16 protein-coding genes are annotated in these 21,190 nt (G+C 66.7%); 6 read left to right on the top strand and 10 right to left on the bottom strand.

The window, feature by feature from the left end:
* On the top strand, positions 1–331 hold a 331-nt coding region (locus tag AC3EQ1_RS30065; RefSeq protein WP_432097475.1), incomplete at its 5' end, for a hypothetical protein.
* Between the two features lie 303 nt (positions 332–634).
* Here AC3EQ1_RS30065 and AC3EQ1_RS30060 read toward each other — a convergent pair.
* From AC3EQ1_RS30060 to AC3EQ1_RS30045, 4 genes are read right to left on the bottom strand one after another with little or no spacing between them, the layout of a single operon-like run.
* Positions 635–1,468: a phosphoadenosine phosphosulfate reductase domain-containing protein gene (locus AC3EQ1_RS30060; protein WP_432097474.1), complete on the bottom strand. Its 834-nt coding sequence runs from the start codon at positions 1,466–1,468 to the stop codon at positions 635–637.
* Complete coding sequence (locus tag AC3EQ1_RS30055) at positions 1,465–5,043, bottom strand: ATP-binding protein (RefSeq protein WP_432097473.1); 3,579 nt, start codon at positions 5,041–5,043, stop codon at positions 1,465–1,467. Before AC3EQ1_RS30055 ends, AC3EQ1_RS30060 begins: the two co-directional genes overlap by 4 nt.
* Complete coding sequence (locus AC3EQ1_RS30050) at positions 5,040–6,152, bottom strand: DUF4007 family protein (protein ID WP_432097472.1); 1,113 nt, start codon at positions 6,150–6,152, stop codon at positions 5,040–5,042. The genes AC3EQ1_RS30055 and AC3EQ1_RS30050 overlap by 4 nt, the downstream gene beginning before the upstream one ends.
* Before the next feature lie 58 nt (positions 6,153–6,210).
* Positions 6,211–7,362 (bottom strand): cysteine desulfurase family protein, encoded by a 1,152-nt coding sequence (locus AC3EQ1_RS30045; RefSeq protein ID WP_432097471.1) that lies wholly within the window; start codon positions 7,360–7,362, stop codon positions 6,211–6,213.
* A 387-nt stretch (positions 7,363–7,749) separates the two neighbouring features.
* Here AC3EQ1_RS30045 and AC3EQ1_RS30040 point away from each other — a divergent pair, with 387 nt between their 5' ends.
* The 5 genes from AC3EQ1_RS30040 to AC3EQ1_RS30020 all read left to right on the top strand — a co-directional run bounded on the left by AC3EQ1_RS30040 (position 7,750) and on the right by AC3EQ1_RS30020 (position 14,095).
* Positions 7,750–9,468, top strand: coding sequence for a DEAD/DEAH box helicase (locus AC3EQ1_RS30040; RefSeq protein WP_432097470.1), 1,719 nt, complete (start codon positions 7,750–7,752; stop codon positions 9,466–9,468).
* On the top strand, positions 9,465–11,333 hold the full coding sequence (locus tag AC3EQ1_RS30035; RefSeq protein WP_432097469.1) for an ATP-binding protein: 1,869 nt from the start codon (positions 9,465–9,467) through the stop codon (positions 11,331–11,333). Before AC3EQ1_RS30040 ends, AC3EQ1_RS30035 begins: the two co-directional genes overlap by 4 nt.
* 2 nt (positions 11,334–11,335) lie before the next feature.
* Complete coding sequence (locus AC3EQ1_RS30030; RefSeq protein WP_432097468.1) at positions 11,336–12,238, top strand: phospholipase D family protein; 903 nt, start codon at positions 11,336–11,338, stop codon at positions 12,236–12,238.
* Positions 12,239–12,426: 188 nt separating this feature from the next.
* Positions 12,427–13,086: a hypothetical protein gene (locus AC3EQ1_RS30025; RefSeq protein WP_432097467.1), complete on the top strand. Its 660-nt coding sequence runs from the start codon at positions 12,427–12,429 to the stop codon at positions 13,084–13,086.
* A gap of 208 nt (positions 13,087–13,294) precedes the next feature.
* Positions 13,295–14,095, top strand: coding sequence for an adenine nucleotide alpha hydrolase family protein (locus AC3EQ1_RS30020; protein ID WP_432097476.1), 801 nt, complete (start codon positions 13,295–13,297; stop codon positions 14,093–14,095).
* 111 nt (positions 14,096–14,206) lie between these two features.
* Here the strand turns inward: AC3EQ1_RS30020 and AC3EQ1_RS30015 are convergent, their stop codons facing one another.
* The 6 genes from AC3EQ1_RS30015 to AC3EQ1_RS29990 all read right to left on the bottom strand — a co-directional run bounded on the left by AC3EQ1_RS30015 (position 14,207) and on the right by AC3EQ1_RS29990 (position 21,116).
* A complete protein-coding gene (locus tag AC3EQ1_RS30015) occupies positions 14,207–15,058 on the bottom strand; it encodes a hypothetical protein (protein WP_432097466.1) in 852 nt (283 codons plus the stop codon).
* 59 nt (positions 15,059–15,117) lie between these two features.
* Complete coding sequence (locus tag AC3EQ1_RS30010) at positions 15,118–16,560, bottom strand: DNA phosphorothioation-associated putative methyltransferase (protein WP_432097465.1); 1,443 nt, start codon at positions 16,558–16,560, stop codon at positions 15,118–15,120.
* Between the two features lie 981 nt (positions 16,561–17,541).
* Positions 17,542–18,279 carry a response regulator gene (locus AC3EQ1_RS30005; RefSeq protein WP_432097464.1) on the bottom strand — a complete coding sequence of 246 codons (738 nt, stop codon included), beginning with the start codon at positions 18,277–18,279 and terminating at the stop codon, positions 17,542–17,544.
* Positions 18,276–19,439: a sensor histidine kinase gene (locus AC3EQ1_RS30000; protein WP_432097463.1), complete on the bottom strand. Its 1,164-nt coding sequence runs from the start codon at positions 19,437–19,439 to the stop codon at positions 18,276–18,278. Before AC3EQ1_RS30000 ends, AC3EQ1_RS30005 begins: the two co-directional genes overlap by 4 nt.
* Before the next feature lie 161 nt (positions 19,440–19,600).
* The gene (locus AC3EQ1_RS29995) at positions 19,601–20,116 is read right to left on the bottom strand and encodes a hypothetical protein (protein WP_432097462.1); all 516 of its coding nucleotides are present in this window, start codon (positions 20,114–20,116) and stop codon (positions 19,601–19,603) included.
* Between the two features lie 208 nt (positions 20,117–20,324).
* Positions 20,325–21,116, bottom strand: a complete 792-nt coding sequence (locus AC3EQ1_RS29990; RefSeq protein ID WP_432097461.1) for an SDR family NAD(P)-dependent oxidoreductase — start codon at positions 21,114–21,116, stop codon at positions 20,325–20,327.
* Positions 21,117–21,190 lie beyond the last annotated feature (74 nt).

The raw sequence follows: 21,190 nt of genomic DNA, 5'->3' as shown, positions 1-21,190 counted from the left end.
TGGACCGGGGATTACAGAACCCGTCGTTAAGATCAGCCAGGAGCTCACACAGACGACGTACTTCATCCCGGAGGGCTGGGACCTCGCCGACGCCCTTGACCGCCTTCCCTCCGCGTTTGCCGCTGCGCGGCCGGAGGTGGCCCACAGCCTGAAGCGAATCGAACAGGCGACGAGGGACGGCGGGAAGGGGGTCGACGAATTCCTCGATGCGGTGGCCGTGCTGATCCTGGAGACTGGCGACCCGGAGGGCGTCTATGACCAGGTACTGCACCTGATCCGCCAAGTCCACGCCGAGCAGGCCGTACCCACCGGCCACGCCAGGGCCGCCTAAGAAGGACGGGAAGTAGCCCGACGGCTGCCCACTCCCCCCTGTCGCCCCTCGCCTGGTCTCAGTTCTGGTCTCATTCACATGCGTCCGACGCCGTCCAGCGGCCCTTCAATCACCGACTGCGCCGCAGGTCAGAACACTCACGGGCCGCCTCGAACCCCCAGACGAACATTTGGAAAGCGTGCTGTGGGACCCCTCGCGCGTTGGCCTCGCATTCTCTGCAGCCGCCCGTCAAAGGCCCGTGACGAAGGCCACGACCACTGAGTGGTCGTGGCCTTCGTCACGGGCCACGGTCGTCAGCAGTTGCTATAGGTGACAGACCGAGCAGCCAGCCTCGTCGTCGTCGGAGTCAAGAGCGTCGGAAAGGACCTCCAGCAACGGCCTGTTGGGCTTGATGCGCTTAGCCGAGCGTTCGAGGGCCGCCTGATGTTTTGCCTCGATCTCGTCCTTGCGCTCGATGAGTTCCGGGAGCGACTCGCCCTGAGACCAGGTGTAGTTACGGCCCTTCATGGCGGTGTGCCGGTAGCGGACCTTCTCCTCATACTCGACAGCGCGCTCGAACAGCTCGGGGTGGCGTTCCTTGAGTCCGACCCATTCGTGCTTGCGCTGGAAGAAGCAGAAGTAGCAGCCGGAACGGGTGCGCCACTCGTAATAGTCGGGCAAACCGATGCCAGCCTCGTCAAGGATTCGCATGACGCCGTCCTTGTCGATACCGGCCTCGCGGAAGGGAAAGACGGCATCGATGTTCGGCTTGGTGCTGACGTAGCCGAGGCGATTCTCATCGGCCCGGATTGCGACGTACGAGATGACCCTATCGTCGCCGACCCAGTCTTCCAGAGGCTTGATCTTGAGGTTCTTGGTGCACCAGCGCATCTGCGGGCTGGGCAGGGTGCCCTGGTAGACCTCCATCCAGTGGTCGAAGTCGCGGTCGGCGTTCAGCCTCACGATGGACTTGCCGAGGGCGGCCTCAAGCCGGTTGAGGTATTCGTAGGTTTCGGGCAGTTCGGCGCCCGTGTCACAGAAGAAGTACTCCATCTCCGGGACCCGGTTACGCATGTAGACGGCGAGCGCCGAGGAGTCCTTGCCGCCGGAGATACCGAGCACGTGGCGGACCTTCTGGGTGTCGGCTCCGTCGGTCATCCGTGTGCCTTCCTTTCACTTGCCACTGTCGCGGCATCGGTCACGCGCTGGGCGAGGGCCGCGAGCAAGATCCTCGCTCCGTCAGGCCCAAGAGCCTCCTCAGCCTGCTTCAGGACTTCGGCCGCGAGGCTGTTGGCCTCGCTGCGAGCCTGTTTCGGCACGTAGATCAGGGTGCGTTGCTCCACGCCGGCGCTGTCGGTCAAGGTCAACAACTGCGCGTCGAGCTTCTCTTCCCGCCCACGGTCCTCGTTCCCGGCGTGGTGAAGATGCCCGACGCGATCGAGGGCCGCAGCCATCGACCGGGCCTTCTGCGGGAAGAACTTGGCCTCGTGGTCGTCCCAGTCACCGAGGGCCGAGTTAGTCAGGCGCACGACGATGGGCTCAAGCCAGTCTTCATCCTCAAGGCTGTCGCTGAGGACAAAGTCGACAAAGCCTCGCAGCTCTGGGTTCAGAACCGCGCCAGCGAAGCCGCGAAGTCGGCCAGCGAGTTGTGCGCGCAACTCCGGCAGTTCGGTCGGCAGGCGGAACTCCTGTGCGAGGACGCTGACGACTTCAGCTCGCAGATGGCTGTCGATGGCCACGAGTTCGTTAGCCGCCACGGTGAGCCGGTCGACGTAGGTGTTCGCCGCTTCCGCGTTCACGCGCGAGCGGGCCGGGATCTCGGGCAAGCCAAGCGCCTTCGGCAGCGCATGGAAGATCAGATCGTCAGGATCCAGCGCTCCAACGATCGCCGTGCGCACGGTGCGGGCATCGTCTGAGATGTTCTTGGTGGTACGGGCGTACTTGTGAAGGTCGGCCACACGCACGATCAGGGCGCTGGCTACGGAGAGGAGGTCGGGGTTGCGCAGGGCCTTGGAGCGCCGCTCCTCCACCCCAAGTGACACCATAAGCTTCTTGATGACACTGCCCCGCTGCCCGTCTCCGGCTGGCGTGTACTTCACCGAGAAGCGCCCAGGGCCCTTGACGAGCCGCTCGACCACGTCGATGGTCAGCCGGGGAAGATAGGTGCCTTCTTCGAACAGGGCGACGTCGTGGCGACGGATGACCAGGGCGGGGACCAGGAAGACCGGGACCACGCCGGCCTTGAGCCCGAACGGAGGGCTCATCAGGACACGGATGACCTCCTCGATGCTGACCCGCTCGGTGGCGCCGGTCAGTACCTCGTTGAGGGCGTTCCAGGCGGGCTGAGCGTGCTCGTGGCCTTCGCCGGGCGGGGAGAAGCCGTACGGGAGCAGGCTCTCTTGCTGACTCTCAGCCTGGGCTACCCCGTTTTCGCGGTGCAGGCCGAGGTAGGACAGAACGCCGCTGTAGATAGACCGTTCGGCCTTGTGCCCGGTGAGGCCGAGGTTCTCCTCACCCGAGGCGGAGAGCATGGCTGTCAGCAGTGTGCCGCGAGCCTGAGCGGCCTGGCTGGTCAGGACGTGGCGGCCGAGCATCTCGTTACGGATGTGTGGAGTGTGCGGGTACACGGACTCGCAAGCGACGGAGACCAGGCCGCTCAAGCTGCGGGCCGTCAGACCAGAGGCGGCAGGTTCTTCGCCGGGGGCGATTCCGGTGTGCCACAGGCTCCAGGTCGCTTCGGAGGACGGAGGGTAGAAGGCATTCTGCAGGAGCTCCAGCATCTCGGCCTCGGCCTGCACGAGCCGCTCGATGACTTCCCGCCGGGCGACGTGGTCAATGTCCTGCTGAGTGCTGAGTTCCTTTAGCGCGACGAGGTAGGTGGCCGTCGTGAGTACCACATCGGGGCTGGGAGTGGTGCCGACGAGTACTGGCAGAGGCGAGTGGACGCTGGGCCGGTCGGCGTCGGTGCCGAGGTGGAGGACGACGAGACCGTCGGCAGGCTCCTTCAGCTCGTCCGGGGCAGCGACCGACTTGGTTTCGGGGCCGCTCACCGCCGTGTAAAACACACGCATCATGCCGGTGACCTGGCTGTGGCGGCCAGCCACGAATGCCTGTGGGACGAGGCTGCCGAGCCGGTTGATGACCGAAGCGTCATCGAAGCGGCTGATGATTTCCTTAAGCCGGCCGTCGATGTCGACGTCCGTGCCCTGCCAGACCCGGTACTCACCACTGAATTCACGATGGACCACAAAGCCCCGACGGACGAGGTCGGCTAGCCGCTCTTCGAGCGCCGCAAAGGCGTCGGGGTCGGCAACATCGGTGGGATCGTGAAGCGCGAAGTGAATCATCGGCGCGGTGGCGCTGAGCGCCCCGTCGGAGTCGATCAGGTTGAGGACGCCGATGGTCTTCAGCACGTCCTGGTCGGCGTCCGGGAGGCCGTTGGCATCCCGGATACGCGAGTCGACCTCGACCCATCGGCTCGCATTGGCGGAGGCGAGCAGGGTGGTGCGCCCGGAGTTGAGGAAGTAGTCGTACAGCTGCGGCAGTCGCACCGTGCTGGCGTGCTCCGCCTTCTGGTTGCTCTGCCGTGCCAGCGAATGGCGGACGGTGTTGGGCTCGCCGCTGTTGAGGAAACCCGACAGACTGCGGTCGTGCTGGCCGATCTGAGCGGCAAGAATCGGCGCGGCCAGAGCGGTGATCGGGTGCAGCGGGTACAGGTCCGCGAAGTGAGCGGGGCCGAGTTCAGCCAGAACGCCGAGCCCGTGCTGCGTCCAGATATCCGCGGACGCCTCGGCCGACGCCGCGATCAGGTGCTGCCCCGCCGAGTTGACGGCCGAGCGGTCGAGGCGGCGGCGCAGCAGATGCAGGGAGTCGCCGTGGTGGGGGACGAAGGTGATGTCTTCGAAACGCCCCTGGATCTTGGCCCATTCGCGGGTCTTGAGCTCGCTGGACCGTGAAGCGTAGTCCATGAACGACAGGTGCTGCAAGGTCATCAGGTAGACGGGCAGCCCGTTGGGACCGGCCGCCCTCTCTGCGAGTTCCTGCATCAGGAACAAGTCATGCTGGGCGTCAGCGAACTCGTTGTGACCAGCGAGATGCTCCAGCGTCTTGCCGAACTCATCAATGACGAGGAGCAGAGGCTGCTGACCATCCCCGGTCAGAGCCGTGACGGCGCCGAGAAACTCCTTGGCCCCGGCACGGTCAGGGTCGGCGCACGCTTGCAGGGCGGCGGCGATGGCCTTCGGGACACGCTTGCCCCAGCGTCGCGCCGCCGCGGTGTGCAGAGCGCGGGAGAGCGTGGCGACGACGGGTTCGCGGCGCGCGGTAGCCACGCCGCCGAGAAATCCCTCGGGGGCGATGGCCTCGCGTGCTGAGGCAAGGCGCTGCGCGAGAGCGGGGCTGGCCTCTTCGAGGATGCGCTCGGCCTCGCTGCGCCGCTTGGCATCCCGCCCGAGCAGAGCGTCGATGATGTTGGACAGAGTGGACTTGCCGGAACCGTAAGGACCTGTGAAGGACCAGGCACGGGTACGGCGTTGGTCGGCGAGCGCGCCGGTGATGCGCTCCAGAACATCGACGGCACGGGCGCCGACGTAGGGGTCGTGCAGTGTGCCCTCGACATCGCGCTCAAGGTTGGTCGAGCGCATCTGGGAGCCGACGAGTTCGATGCCGGCAGGGAACTGCGGGGCGAGGAGCGACGAGCTGCTCGGGGTCCGCGTGGGAGTTGCGGTGGTCACGCGGTCTCCTTAGCAAAGAGCGTATCGATGGCGTCGGCGGCCTCTGTGGTGTCCGTGGCCTTTATGGCGCGCTCCTTCTGCTCAGCCTTAGCAAGCTCGGGGAACTTTGCAGCCCACTCCTCACGCGTCGGGAAGCCGGGACGACGGGTGACGAAGTCGTACTGCTCGTCCAGCACCTCCCAGGCCAGCTCAAAGGGATCGGCCGTGAAGGCGAGGCTGCGTTGTCCTACGGCCTCGGTCAGGTTGAGCTGCGGGTGGTCCGCGGCGATCTTCTGCAACGCCATGACGATCTCGTTCTCCCGGACTCGGAAAGCACGCCCTGGGGAGCCCGGCTCGTTGGCGAGGCGAGCCACGGAAATCGAGTTGGCCTGGCGGGAGAACTTCGCGGAGTAGTCGAGGCAGGCGTAGGCCAGGACCCGGGCGGGCAACGAGGTGCGGTGCCCGCTGGTGAACTGCCACTCGGGCCTGCCACGCGTCCCGACAAAGGTGAGCAGGTCAAGGTCACGGAAGGGGCATGCAAGCAAGTCCTCGTAGCTGCCCGGCGAGCCGGCCTTCTCCGGAGCGCTGCGCGCATACATCTTGGTGATGCAGTCAATGTCCCGGACGATCGACGCCTCTTCCGGGCTCTTGTCGTAGGAGAAGTTCACATGCCGGGTGACCACCTGCGTCATGTCCGCGGTCGTAAACCGGGAGAACGGCGCCAGGTGGAAGGCCGTGTACCACGCGGGCGCGTGGCTCTTGGCCCCGGGGCGGGAAGAGACCAGCCACCAGTGCAGCAGCCACAGGCTGCCAGTCTCCTCCAGATACGGGTCCGCACCGCCCTCGTCCAGAAGCCAGCGGGCTTCCCAGGTGGGATAGGAAAACTTGGCCTGTGTGCCCTTCGAAGGCGAGTGCTCGCGGGTCAGCTTGAACGCACGCGACCAGTAGCGCATGGCGTTGACCATGTTCTTGCCCACACCGAACAAGACCGGCGCGTCGGCCGCGAGGAACGCACCCTGATCGCTCTTGACCTGCATGTACGCCTTGTGCAGCCAGCCGAAGCGGGGCGCGAAAGTTTCGTGTCGCGCGAAGGCAAAAAGGGCGGCTTCCCCAAGCCGGCTGTCTGACATCTGGGACCTCTCTATGTCCAATGCGATTGCTCTAACGAGGTGGTAAACGGGGTAACGGTCAGCGAGGGCCGTCAGGTTCGGCCAGCGCGGCACGAACCTGCATCACGGCGCGTTTGACGGCCCGCACGGCGTGCTCGATCTCAGCCTCGGTAGTGGCGTAGCCCAGCGAGAAGCGGATCGTGCTGTCCGCGTCCACCCGGGACAGGCCCATGGCCAGGAGGACGTGGCTCGGCGTGGGAGCGCCGGACGCGCACGCGCTGCCCTCCGAAGCAGCGACCTCGGGCATCGCCGCCAGGACCGCGTCCGCAGGCACACCATGGAACGTGATGCTCGTCACGCCCGGCAGCCGCTGATCAGGCCGCCCGTTGATGCGACAGCCGGGCAGGGTGTCGGTCACCAGGTGCTCGAAGCGGTCACGCAGTGCCGCGATCCGCTCGACCTCCTCGCCGAGTCCGCGCGCCGCGGCCTCGGCCGCAGCCCCCAAGCCGATGATCCCTGCCACGTTCAGGGTGCCCGCGCGCCAGCCCCGCTCCTGTCCACCGCCCACTAGAAGCGGCCGGTGCGGCAACGGCGATCCGCGCCGTACATACAGGGCGCCGACCCCCTGCGGGCCACCGAACTTGTGGGCCGACAGCGACAAGAGGTCGATGTCGAGGTCAGTGACGTCCACGGGAAGGCGGCCGATGACCTGCGTGGCGTCCGTGTGGATGAGGGTGCCGACTTCTCGGGCTGCCTTTGCTACGACGCGGAGGTCGGTAAGGACGCCGGTCTCGTTGTTGGCCGCCATCAGGGACACCACGCCCCCACGGCGTGCGGCGAAGACCTGATCCAGGGCTTCAAGATCCACCAGGCCGTCGGCCGCGACCGGGAGCAGCACCAGGTCGTCGGGGCTCTCGGCAGTGACCGTGCGGGCCGTCTCTAGGACAGCCGGATGCTCAACAGGGCTTGTGACCAGGGGACTTCCGACGGTGAACGCGGCACGGAGGGCCAGGTTGTTCGCCTCCGTCGCCCCGGACGTAAAGATGATCTCGCCGGGCGAGCAGCCAAGGAGCTCAGCTAGCTGCCGACGGGCGACTTCCACCCGATGAGCCGCCTTCCGTCCCGGTTGATGCATGCTTGAGGCGTTCCCGACCGACTGCATGACCTCAACGACGACCTCGAGGGCCTCGGGCCGGATCGGGGCGGTGGCGTTGTAGTCGAAATAGGACATCTCTGACCCATTCGGCCCGCTAGTCATCTGCCACCCCGCCTCGCTCGTGTCGCACACCAATGTACTGCTGGTGGAAACTTTCTCCCGCATCCGGGTTTCCACCAGGAGCTCGCCGCGATCCTAGCCGCGCGCCGAGATCCACAGTTTGAATCACTCAAACGCAGGGTGTCGCAAGCCATTTACCGAACAAATGTTCTACATCGCGTGCGGCGGCGCAAGCGGCTCGCAGCAAGATCCTCACTTGGTCGGGCGCGCGGGTCAGAGCTATCAAAGGCCATTCCTGGCAGGGCTTTTCGTCTGTTGATACCCCTGTTGTCAGTGGCCCCGTCTAGGGTGGTCCGCACGCTGCAACGTCGCAGCGACAGTGGACGCGGAGCGCTGCTTGGCGTGCTCGAACTGGGGGTGGAAGTTCATGACGACAGCTGCTTCGGCCGCGGACGCGGGCGAGCGAATGTCTGCCGCCTGGGTGGTGAGGCAGTGACAACCTGGTCACCGGGCATGTCCTTCAAGACGCTCCTCGCGAACGCACCGATGGCGTACATCCGGCGACACCTCGGCGAGCAGCTGTGTGCTCTCCTCGATCTGATCGAAGGAGGCGCTGCGGGCGACGACCGCCTTCGGGTAGTCGCCCCGATCGCCATCGACGCCGAACGTCTTGTCGCCGACGCGGCTGAACGTTCCACCCTGATCGCCATGGTCCCGGGACCGAAGCAGGCGGAGTTGGCGCAACGCTTGGGGTCACTGGGGGACGAACAGTCGTCACAGGAGTACCTGCAAAGCCTCACGTGGACGGCGGACGAGCGTCGCGAGCTGCTTGAGTTCTTCGGCTTCACGATCGACCGAGCACCGTCGCTCCCGCCGGCATTCAAGCAGGAGACGGTCCCGGAGTACAGCCTGTTCCCGCATCAGCGTGACGCAGCTAACCGGGTCAAGGAACTGCTGTACGACGGCCCGCGGCGGACAGTGCTGCACCTCCCGACGGGCGTGGGCAAGACCCGAACGGGCATGAGCCTGATCTGTGATCACCTGCGGCAGCACGAGCCCACCCTGGTGGTTTGGCTGGCGCACGGACAGGAGCTGCTGGAGCAAGCTGCCGCAGAATTCGAGCGCGCTTGGACGAAGGTCGGCAACCGCCCGCTCCCCGTTCTGCGGGTCTGGGGCGATGCCCCCGCAGATCTTGCAGAGGTGACCGACGGGCTGGTCGTTCTCGGCCTGGAGAAGGCCGTCTCGGCGGCCAAGTCGGATCCGCAGTTCCTGGCCACCCTCGCGGCACGCAGCACTCTGACGGTTTTCGACGAGGCCCATCAGATCATCGCTCCCACCTTCCAGAGGATCGTCGATGAACTGACGATCCGTCACGATGCTGGCCTGCTCGGGCTGACCGCCACGCCAGGACGCACGTGGGCCGACATCTCTAAGGACGAGGAGCTCTCCGACTACTTCTCCCGGCAGAAGGTCATGCTGGAAATCGAGGGCTACACCAACCCGGTCACAGCCCTGATCGATCAGGGCTACCTGGCCAAGCCCCTGATGCGGACGGTGGCCTCCGAGTCCGGCATGCACCTGTCCGCCCGGGACCAGCAGCTCCTTGCGCGCTCGTTCGACATCCCGGCCGCAATGATGTCCGAACTCGCGCGCGACGAGCAGTGGAACCTGAAGATCGTTCAGACGATCACGGAACTGCTCCAGCAGGAGCACCGGCGCATCCTTGTATTCGCCGCCTCCGTGGACCATTGCCGGCTGATCGCGGCGGTGCTGTCCGCCGCAGGCTTCGATGCCGAGTTCGTGACGGGCGAGTCCTCCCCTCGGCATCGCAGCCAGGTCATCTCGCGGTTCAAGGGGTCCGGGCGGCGCCCCATGGTGCTATGCAACTTCGGCGTCCTGACGACCGGCTTCGACGCACCAGCGGCCAGCGCGGCAGTGATCGCGCGTCCGACCAAGTCCCTCGTGTTGTATAGCCAGATGGTCGGCCGCGTCATCCGCGGTCCGAAGGCCGGCGGCACAGATACCTGCGAAATCGTCACCGTCGTGAACCCGGAGCTTCCCGGGTTCGGCGATGTGGCAGAAGCATTCACCAACTGGGAAGACGTATGGGAGACAGCGTGACCAGCGACGGCAGCAACTACCGAATCGTCAGTCCTTCGCTGACCGTCAAGGCCATGCGGGACAGCGGCTATAAGAACACCGCTTATGCCCTCGCCGAACTGATTGACAACAGCATCGACGCCAAGGCCCACCTCGTGGAGGTCTTCGCCTGCGAGAACCCCGTGCAGGTCGGCTCCCGGACCAGCCACCGTGTGGAGACCATCGCCGTCCTCGACAACGGTCATGGCATGGAGCCCCCGCAACTGCGTCGTGCCCTGAAGTACGGTGACGGACAGGGCGCCGACCCCGGCCGCATCGGCCGTTTCGGCATGGGCTTGCCCAACTCCAGCATGTCGCAGTGCACGCGGCTCGACGTCTGGTCCTGGACCAACGGCGCCGGCAACGCTATGCACACCTACCTGGACCTTGAAAACATCCAGAATGGGCTGATCGACGACGTCCCCGAGCCTGACCACTCCCCGCTGCCGGACTACTGGCGAGACCTCAGCGACGGACTCGGTGACACCGGCACGCTGGTCGTCTGGACCAACCTGGACAAGGTCAACTGGTACGGGGCTGCGGCCACCCTGAAGAACACCGCCGACTTGATCGGGCGAGTCTACCGACACTACCTCGACAAGGGACGCGTCGACATCCGGATGGCACCCGTCCGCGAAGCCAAAGTCGTGGACGGCGAGTACCACGCCGTGCCCAACGATCCGCTCTACCTGATGGCGCCGACCTCCACACCGGAGCCGTTCTCGGACAAGCCAATGTTCATGCCCTTCTCCATGGGCAGCGAGTCCGAGCCCGGCGTGATGTACTTCCCCGTTCTCCACGACGGCAAGCGGCATAACATCACGGTCCGGGCCTCCATCGCCCGCCCGGAAGCCCGCCGCGCCGACGTCGAAGGCCATCCGTGGCCGGACGGCATCAGCCGAACGACCGACTCTGGCATCCTTCCGTGGGGCAAGCACGCCCGGCGCAACGTCGGTATCTCGCTCGTGCGCCAGGGCAGGGAACTAGACCTCGACGCCTCGTGGGCCATCGGGTATGACCCGACGGAGCGATGGTGGGGCATCGAGGTGGAGTTCCCGCCGGACCTCGACCCCACCTTCGGCGTGACCAACAACAAGCAGAGCGCCACCGTCTTCTCCTCCTTGGCCCACTTCGACTGGAAGGCCCACGCCGAGGCCGGCGAGTCCTTCAAGGGTTTCAAGGAGCGTCTGGCCGAACTCGGCGATCCGCGTCTTCCCCTGATCGACCTCGTGCTCTATCTGGAAGAGAAGCTGTTGCCGGCCATCCGGCGCCAGCTGAAGCAGCAGACCATCGGGACCCGCAAGAGCAAGAAGCGGCACGACGATGACGTCGCCTCCAAGGTCACGGACGCCGTCAAGCGCCGCAGTGAGGAGGGCTATACCGGCAAGACCGACGAGCTCGATGAAGGAACGACCCCCGAGGCCAAGCGGCAGGAACAGGTCGAGGCCCTCACTCAGCGGCACCACCTGGACGAAGACACCGCCCAGTCCATGGTCGAGGAGTCCCTGGGTAAGGATCTGCGCGCACGGTGGATCTCCAGCTTCCAGGACACCTCCGCCTTCTTCAGCATCGACCTCATGGCCGGCATGCTGCAGGTGATCTTCAACAAGAAGCACCCGCTGCACGCCCAGCTCATGGCCGTCCTCGAAGACGTCCCCGAGGACGCCGACACCGACGAGCTGCGGGACCGGCTTGACCGGGCTGCCGACACCTTCAAGCTGCTGCTCTTCTCCTGGGCCCGAATGGAAGACGAGACCTACCCCGACCGCGACCGCGAGCGCATCGCCGACGCGCGCCGCGAGTGGGGCCGCTACGCCCGCGACTTCGTGGATGGGAAGGCCGACTGAGCGTGCCCGAACCAGGCCACATCTGGCGGCAGATCGAAGAATTGATGGCGGGCGCCCACGGGCGGGTAACTCTCGTGGCCCCCTTCATCAAGCGAGAGGTTCTTGCCGCCGCGTTGTCCGCCCTCCCCACCACTGTCGAGGCCATCGAGTGCATCACGCGCTGGGCCCCCGAAGAGGTTGCGGCCGGGGTATCCGATCCCGAGATCATCGAGCTCGCCGAGGAAGACAAAAGGCTACGTATCGCATTGTGCCCACCCCTGCACGCCAAGCTGTACCTCACCGGCGAGCGCTGCCTGATCGGGTCCGCCAACCTGACGGGGAAGGCAACCGGCCGCACCGCCAACGCCAACATCGAGATCCTGGTGGAGGCACCCGCCGCCCATCCCGAAATCGTCCGAGTGCTCGCAGAGATCCAGGCCCGCGGGGTCGAGGCGACTCCCCACATGGCCGCCTTGATCAGAAGTCAAGCCGAGCTGCTGAAGGAGCAACGTCCGACCGCCTCTGACCAGCCACGAGAGGAAGCCCAGCAGGACTGGTATCCCGTCACGCGACGCCCGGACGCCCTCTACCCATACTACTGCGGGCGGGCGCAATTCGGGCGCTCCGTCGAAGCAGCCATCGTGCGCGACCTCGCACTCCTCGGCGTTCCGGCCGGCCTGTCCGAGACAGGGTTCTCAGACTTGATCGAGAGTCGGCTGCGGGCGATCCCTGCCCTCCAGGCGCTCGTGGCCGGTGACCGACTTAGCAATGTGGAGTTGCAGCACGCACTGCAGGAACAGACCGGCATGAGCGACGAGCAGGCACGTAGGACCACTGAGACCATCGCAGCATGGCTGCGCCACTTCGGCGGCTTCTACACCGACGTCGGGACATGGGAAATCCGGCACGGACAGGAGCTGTCCTAACGGCCACTACTCCCAGCCGGCCTCGGCATCGAGGCCGGCCCCGGGGCAGACACCGCAGTCCTCAGCGAGCCACCACTGCCGTCCTCCGGCCGGATGCACCGAACTGCCTGCAGGCCAGCCTAGGATCTCTGCAGACAGCCCGGTGAGGAGGCAGCGCCTCGTGGCAGTCGCCTGGCAGGAACGTTGGTGTGGGGAAGGTGCTCATGTCTCAAGCTCGGGTCCCGTACCTGCTCGGGCACTCTGAAATCGCCTCCCTCTTCACGGTTGAGCGCCAGACATCACAGAAATGGCGCACAGAAGGCACGCTCCCGGAACCTGACCTGGTTGCTTCGGGCAACCCGTACTGGCTGCTCACGACGGCGCTTCAGATCAGCGGCGGCGACCGTCAGGCTGATCAGCGACAACTAGCGGCCTACAGGGCTGGAGTCTCCGAGGGCTACGACGTGCAGGACAGGGAGCACCTGCCTGTCGTCCTCGGCATCCGCGAAGTTGGCCGCGTCCTCGGTAAGGACGCCCAAGCCGTCTCCCGGTGGCGTAACCGTCGGCGGATCGCCGAGGCCGACCTGATCCTCTCCGGTTCCCCGCTGTGGCTCCTGGAGACCATCCTGACCGACGCACGACAACGGCAGCGGGCCGTCATCCCTGCCGAGGTCGCCAGGCTCCGCGCCGGGCAGCGCACTCCGCAGAAACCTCGCGGACGCAGACACAACACCCCTGGCGCGCCCCCGCCCCAGAATCCGCTACCCGCCGCCCGGGCCTTCTCCGCTGCCGATCGGACTGCCGCCGCCGAGTTCCTCACCTCGGTTCTGGACCAGGGTTACTCCGTCGTCATTAGGCCCCAGCTCTAGAGCGCCGTTCCCCGACACACGAATGCCAACGCCTGCGGACGACTGTTGTCCTGTTCGCCAGCAGCGGTGAGAGGAACACTTGATCTCACCGCGCTCCATCCATACTGTCTCTCACATGTCGATCTTGCAGCAGAGCTCCGGAGCCCACCACTCCGATCCCGCCGACTCCATCCCTGAAGCCGCTTCCCGTGAGCCCAACCGCTATCCAATGAAGGTCGTTTCCTACGGAGGCGGCGTCCAGAGCACAGCCCTGCTCGTGCTGGCCGCTCGCGGAAAGATCGACTTCCGCACTTTCCTGTTCGCCAACGTCGGCGACGACAGCGAGCACCCGGCGACCCTCGCGTACGTTCGCGAGATCGCCATCCCGTACGCCGCACGTGCGGGACTGGATGTCCACGAGCTCAGGCGTCGCCGACGCGACGGGACCACGGAAACACTCATGCAGCGGCTGAACCGGCCAGACACCCGGTCGATCCCCATCCCGGTCCGCATGGCCAACGGCGCCCCCGGCCGCCGCAACTGCACCGCCGACTTCAAGATCAAGGTGGTCGGGCGGTGGCTTCGGAAGCACGGCGCCACCGCGGAGGCCCCGGCGGCAGTCGGCATCGGCATATCGCTCGACGAAATCCATCGCGCCAACCGCCGACGGAAGGAAGCCCACGAGGTCATCGAGTACCCCCTCCTCGACCTCGGGCTGCGCCGGGACGACTGCGAGCGCATCATCACGGAGGCCGGCCTGCCGGTACCGCCTAAGAGCTCCTGCTTCTTCTGCCCCTTCCGCACGGTCGATGCCTGGCGCCACCAGCGTCGGCACGAGCCCGAGTTGTTCGCTCAGTCGGTCCGGCTGGAGGAGACGATCAACCGTCGGCGGGCCGCACTCGGGCGGGATGCCGTGTATCTCACGAGGTACGGGATCCCGCTCACTCAAGCCATCCCTGATGAGGGCCCGGGGATACGTGCCGTCGATGAGGATGAGGGGGCTTGCGACTCCGGCTGGTGCATGACCTGACAGGTATCGAACAGGCCACGATGGGTGGGCCCGAAGCCAAGGCTTCGGGCCCACCCATTGTTTGTCTCTGGCATGCCGACGTGGCCGCCGCAGCCGCTGCCGGCGGCGCAATCAGAGCTCAGGCGGTTCGCCGGGCTGAAGGTGGAGGACAGCGAGGTACTCGCCGTATGGCATCTCTTCGTCCACCCAGCGGCTGCCGCCCGAGGAGTCGGGAATCCACATGCCGTCGACAAGGTACCTGTCGTCGAATACGGCGACGCGGTCCTCCTGCACCGCTGCCGCCATCACCAGCTGGATTCCCAGCAGCAGCACTGTGGAGGCTTCCTTGACCGCGCAGACCTCGACGCGTCCGGAGGGAAAGATCTTCCCGTCCGCGTCGCTGTCCGGCTCGGGGATGGCAGCACGGCCCCGGACAGCCATCTCGTGCAGGGCAATCGCCTGGGTCACCGCTGCCGCCACCGGCGTGCCTGCGCCCGGCACCCGGTGCGGGGCATGCGTCCGCAGATGGTCTGCGACCGCTTGAGCGTGCGCCAGCCATGCGTCGCCGTGGTGGTGCAGCCGCTGTTCTGCAGCCTCGACGGCCAGCCCAGGCTCCGTGGTGTTCGGGTGCAGCAGCCGGACGAATCCTTCAAGTGCTGCGCGCAGGTAGCCGAGACGGACCTGGTGCTGCTGCCACTCCTCCATCATCTCGGTCCAGACGGCGTCGAAGTCGAGGCCGCCCGAGCACATGCCGCCGTCGTCGTACGACATGTCGAACGTCACCGTGCGCAGGCCCTGCGCGAGGCGCAGCCATTTGTAGGCCGTGTCCCAGCTGTTCTGCGCCCCGGGAACTTCGGCGACGGCGGAGGCATGCTCCACCCAGTCGGCGAGTTCACGGACGTGGTCCTCGGGCTCGGACAGCGCGAGGGTTGACAGCGTGCGGTATGAGGGCAGGCAGGAGCCCTCCATCCGGGTAGTGGTCATGGGTGGAGCGTGACACACGGCATCGGCAATCGCCTCGGCGCCGAGAACCGGCGCGACTCTCAGGTGCTGGTGGTGCGTCGTAGAAGCCGGTGGCCTCGCAACTCTCGCTCGCATCGTACGAGTTCGCGTTCCCAGCCCTCTTCCGTGCCAATCAGGTGCGGGCTCTCGTAAAGGCCAGCGCGTACCTCGGCGTCCGTGAGCCGCCGGTATTTGGGTGCGTCGGGATCATCCTCGGCGAGAAACTCGTGTTTCCGGTGAAGCAGAGGGCGGTTAGTGGAGTCCGCATACGAGGTGAAGGAGGACTTAAGTGTCTTTAGGTCGACGGCGTACGACGCTGCGATGCGCGGGTGAGGATCCGTGTCGAACTCGGGGTAGTCCAGCCAGCTGACACCGCGGCCCTGGTGGCGGAGCTTGACCACGGACCACTCGCCAGGGCGGCCGGCAGCGATGCTCGCGCACTGCTCGTACAGGCGCAGCACGGCCGGGATCCGGTGGAGTGCCCGGCGGTGCACGTACAGAGCGGTCGCGGTGAACTTGCCGGCGATTGATCCGTTCATCGCACGACGGACGTAGGCGTCGTCGCGCAGCTTGAACAGCAGCCGATCCGCTCGCTGGCACGCCTCGGTGTACGAAGGAAAGAAGGCACGGATGTCCAGTTGAACCGGCAGGGGGAGACTGCTGACCGGGCCTCGGCCGTGAAACAGCTCCAGCGCGAGGAACAGCAGCGTGTCGAGGGCTCCACGCTCGGCACTTCGTTCGACCTTCACGGGGTCGGCTTCCTGCTCGGACAGGCGCTTGAGTTCAGCCGGGCGCAAGTGGCCGAGAAGGCTGATGATGGGCTGCGGCATTTCCTCAAGCTGCGGCATCCTGCCGCGCTGTTCGAGATGAGCGACGACCGAGGTGATCGCCGAGGCCGTGTCTTCGGACGCCAGCCATCCCCCGTCGGGGGCGACCTGGCGGGCCAGGTAACTCAGGCGGGCCGCATTGTCCTTGAAGGCATAGATGATGCCGGGCGCCGCCGACACGCAGCGGACGCCGGTGGCTTCCTCAACGTAGTCGCGAAGCTCGCCAGCGGCGTAGAGGTGCTGGAAGGTCCGGCGTCGCGTGAGGATGCCGTCGCCGCACTCCGTACCTTTGATCTGGTTACGCTCCCATCTCAAACGCGCGGACACCACGAGCGCCGTTTTGGCGAGGGCCCAGGCCCGATGGAGCGTCTCCCGTCGTTCGGCGAGATCCTCAATGACGTTCAGGACATAGGTGAGAAAGACCACCTCAGTCGACTCACGCCGGCCGTCCGGAAAGTGCACCGGGTCCCACCCCGCTGCATCGAAACCGAGGTGCTGCAGTGCCCGTACATCGCCGCCACGCCCGCACCCGTAGTCCAATACTCGCATGGGGGGTTCCAGCTGTAGGTCGCCGAGGGCGCGACGGGCCGGCAGCGAGAGGCCGACTCGGCCGATCGCGGTCTGATGCCTCCGACTGCTCCAAAGCTGCTGGGTCATCGGTGTTCCCTGATTCACGGATAGGCCAGCCTGCACGCGACAGCTCCGAACTTTACGTGACATGCGCTTCAGCGGTCCGGATTACAGGGCGCCGCTCGCCAAGGTTGATGGCATGCCACAGTCTCCGGCACCGTAGCCGACACGTCACCGGCATAGCCTTGGCATCGAGGCCACACGTCTGCGAGACGGCTCCCGTTGGGAGCCATCTGGGAGCCGACCCGCTCCCCAAGCCCTCCTCCCACACCGCCCGAAACCACCGCACCCCAGCGCCCTGAACAGGCAACAGCGAACCACCCAGTGTGGATCCCGCGCCCGAACCTCATTCGGGACGAAGAGGTCGTGGGTTCAAATCCCGCCACCCCGACTGGAGGACCACCAGGTCAGGGGAGCCGGATCTGGGAAATCGGGTCGGATCCCTGATTCACTCCGGGCCCATCTGAGAGCCGTTCGGGAGCCGATCTCGGAACCGTCTCGACGGTTCCTGGACTTCTTGAGCCGGGCTCATAGGGGAGTCCCCATAGCCGTGGGCTCCTCGCCAAGGCTCGCGACGCCGAAGGTTTGGACATCGAGCTTCTCATCGCCCCCGACTCCCAGACGCCGAGCCTAGAGCGTAGTGAAAGGCACACAGAGGGTGATGACCAGAACGCTCGCGCTCCTGCCGCTTCACCCACCGTGCCAGTGCCGTGCCAGAGAGACCGGCAAACCACGGTCAACAAAGGGCAGAGATTAGCTGCCCCCGCCCGCCCCAGATGCGGTGTCTTTGCTGGTCAGAGAGCCACTGGGCCCATGAAAGCCCCCTGATTCCCAAGCTCAGAGCGCGAGTTCGATTCTCGTCACCCGCTCCATAGAGAAACCCCGGTCGGGCGGACCGGGGTTTGTTGTTGTCCAGACCTGTTGAGCAGCGTGCCCACCGAATGCTCCCGACTCGCCATTGGCGTGAGAAGTCGTGGGGCCCCGCGATTGGCGAGCCAAGCGCAGCGCTCAGTCCGCTAGTCCCGTGCGGTAGGCATAGCGGACGGCCTGTGCGCGATCGCGTACGCCAGTCTTCGCGAAGATGCGGTTGATGTGCGTTTTGACCGTGGCGCGGCTGAGGTGGAGGCGTTCGCCGATCTCACCGTTGGACAGCCCCTGCGCGATCAGTATCAGGACCTCTGCCTCACGGGCAGTCAACGGCTCTGGCAGAGGAGCTGGGACGTCCCGCCTTGGCCGAGCCGGTTCGGGGGTTACGGTCGAGGAAGCCGACGCCTCGCGGTCCGAAACCGTCGCGGACTCTGGCAGCAGGACCGATGTGACGGTCGCGACCAGACGTTCCTGCACCACCGGATCCATCCACGTCAGCCCCTCGTGCACGGCACGGATCGCCCGTTCGATCTCGTCCGCACCCGCGTCCTTGGTGAGATATCCCTTCGCCCCCGCTCGCAGTGCGGGAAAGACCGACGTGTCGTCCACGTAGGTCGTCAGCACCAGCACAGCGATCTGCGGGGCTTCCTCCCGCAACGTCCAGGTTGCGGCGAGGCCGTCCGTGCCAGGCATCGCCAGGTCCATCAGCACGACATTCGGGCGGTGTTCGAGGGCCATTTCCACTGCCTCGGCGCCGTCGGCCGCACCACCCACGACCTCCATGCCCGCATTCAGGCCGACCAGCAGCATCAGGCCCTCGCGGGTCACCCGCTGGTCATCAACGACCAGCACCCTGATGGGTGCCAGGGAATCGCTCACGCCGGTATCTCCATCTCCACGGTCCAGCCCTGCTCGGTGGGGCCGGCATGAATGCGGCCGCCGGCCCGTTCGATGCGCTCGCGCATGCCCCGCAATCCGTTTCCCCCACCCGTCCACGCTTCGACGGGCGGCACGGGAGCGCCGGTTTCGGTGCCGTTGTGGTCCGCTCCGACTGCGCGGCCATGGTCCGAGATGGTCAGTGTGACGGCCTGTGGTGTGTAGCGCAGCAGCACGGTGGTGGGCGAACCGGCCGCGTAGCGCGCGGCGTTGGTGAGCGCCTCCTGGGTGCCCCGATAGAGCGCGAGGTTCGCCTCCGGCGTCAGCCCTCTCGGCTGCCCGGCCACCGACAGCGTGATCGGCAGCGCGAGGTCGCGGCGGCACCTGCCGGCCAGGGTGGTGAGCTGGTCTGCCATGGGCACCTCGTCCCCGCGCAAGGCGGCAACGGCCCGGCGCGCGTCGCCCAGGCCCTCCCGGGTCAGTTCGCCGCTGCGCACGATCAGCTGGTGCAGGGCCGGGTCGACCGTGCCACGCTCGGCGAGTTTGCGGGCGCCCTCCAGTTGCACGGAGAGGGCGGACAGGGACTGCGCCAGGATGTCGTGCAGTTCCCGGGCGATGCGGGTGCGTTCAGCGACGGCGGCAGCACGTGTCTGTGCCTCACGCGAGTCTTCCAGCTCGGCGAGCAGCAGTTCAGTGTGGTCGTGTCGCAGGCGAGCCTGGCGGGCGAAGACGCAGGCGGCACCGAGCACCGCACACAGCAACGCGCAGGCCCCTGCGTTCTCGGTCGCGTTGTGCGATGGGCTGACGCAGGCGGCGATGACTGCGATCGCCACGGTCAGCGGCGCGGCCAGCAGTACGGCCAGACGCGGCCGCAGACGCGCGAAGAGCATCGCCACAGCGGTGGCGACGGGGACCATCATCATCGAGTTCGACTGAAGCAATGCCAGCACGTTTCCGCCGACGCCAAGGATCAGCGGTGGCGCAGCGGTGGCCGCCTCCGACTTCCCCGTGCCCCGGGCCAGGGCCGCGACAGCCAGTGACAGCAGGCACCCGGCCAGCACCAGGCCGATGACGAGACGCTGGCCGGTCACACCCGGGTGTGGCCGACTCTGCAGGGCTGAGGCGGTGGTAAGGACCATGACCCCCCACAGCAACAAGTGCATCCGCGCAGCCTGACGCGCGGCACGCTCGGCCGCACGCGACCGGGCCTCCGCCACTCTTGGGCTGTCCCCCTCACAACCGCCGGGCGGCGTTGAGCTCATGCCGGACAGCATAGGAGCGGCCGGCCCCGGAAAGCCCGGGTCCGGCCGCGGACACACGCTGTTCACGCCGCTGCCAAGTCGCGGGCTGCGGATGCGGTCAACCGGTAGGCGCGGTACCGGATCACCACCAACCGGGTCACCGCCTGGGCCAGCGCCATCATGACGAAGGCCGCAATCCACGCCTGGGCCGAGGTGATCTGATGGCTACGGCTGAAGTCGGCGATGGCGTCACCGGCGCCGTGATCGGCGGCGAAGGCGAAGACCATCCGGACCGCCATGCCGAAGACCCACAAAGCCGCGGCCACCAAGCCCGCCTTGGCGTAGACGCCCTCCGCCTCGCGCCGAAGGTGCGTTGCGAGCCCACAGAGCAGTCCGAGAGCGACTCCCGAGCCGGCCAGCGCCAGTTCAAGGACGAGGTCGTTGCCGACCGTGGGCACCGACCGCAGGTAGTACACGGCGGTGGCGCCGACCAGCACGGCCGGGAGCACCAGGTTGATCAGATCCAGGCGGCTGCCACGCACCTGGCGCACGACGAGCAGGACGAGGATCCCGTTGACGCAGTAATCGGTGATGTTCACGGCTCCAAGCCTGCTTCGACCTCAGCCGCCAATCGCCAGCCCCTGGGTTGACCCGCAGGTTGACAGGTGCCTCCACCCACGGGTTGACAGGGCGCGACCGGACCTCCGCGTCGTTCGGTCACTTCCCCCATTTCGACAGAGGCCACGGCTTCGCCGCTCACCCGGGGGCCTGGCTGGTGACCCACGCCGCCCGGGCACGCCCGACCCGCTACCGCCGGTCCCGATGGGCCGCCGCGACCTGGTTGATGGTGCGCTCGGCGCCGGAGCCGCGCTGAGCCTTCTCCGCGAAGCCGGGGAACTGCCCGGCGAGGGCGCTGAGCACCCTCAACTCCACCGGCGCGACATTGACTTCGCACAGATCGCGCTCGACGGCCCGGACCACCCCCGCCACCACCTGGTCCGGGGAGACCATGCGCACGCCGGTCGGCGGGGTGGCGCCCGTGGCGGCGAACATGCCCACGTCGCGGACGGCGCCGGGCTGGACCAGCGAGACCCCCACCCCCGTGCCGTGCAGGTCCTGGCGGAAGGAGAGCGCGAAGCCGCGCAGCCCGAACTTGGCCGCGCTGTAGAGCGAGGAGTACTTGGTGGCCGTCTTCCCGGAGATCGAGCCGACGAGGACGATGTGGCCCCGGCCCGTCTCGACCATCCGGGGCGCGAGCGCGCGGGCCAGCATGATGGGGGCGCGCAGGTTGACCGTCAGCGCGCGATCGATCTGCTCCGGCGTGTAGTCGAGGAGATCGCCGGTGGAGGGCAGCGCGGCATTGGCGATCACGATGTCCGCGTCGCGGGCCGCCCGGGCGAGGTGGTCGACCTGGTCCGGGTCGGCGAGATCGGCGGTGACCGCCCGGGCACCGAGTTCGTCGGCGAGCGCCTCCAGGGGCTCGGCCCGCCGCCCCGAGAGGATCAGGTCGGCCCCCTTGGCAGCCAAGTCGCGAGCAATGGCCTGGCCGATGCCGCCGACGGCCCCGGTGAGGAGAACGGTTGATCCTGCTATTTGCATGGTGCGAGCCTCTCGAAAACTGTTCGTTCGAACGAACAGTATGAGGGTGGGGTGACCGTGTCAACAACAGCCCA

The sequence above is a fragment of the Streptomyces sp. bgisy100 genome (genome assembly GCF_057709105.1).
This window is presented reverse-complemented; position numbering and strand designations above follow the sequence as displayed.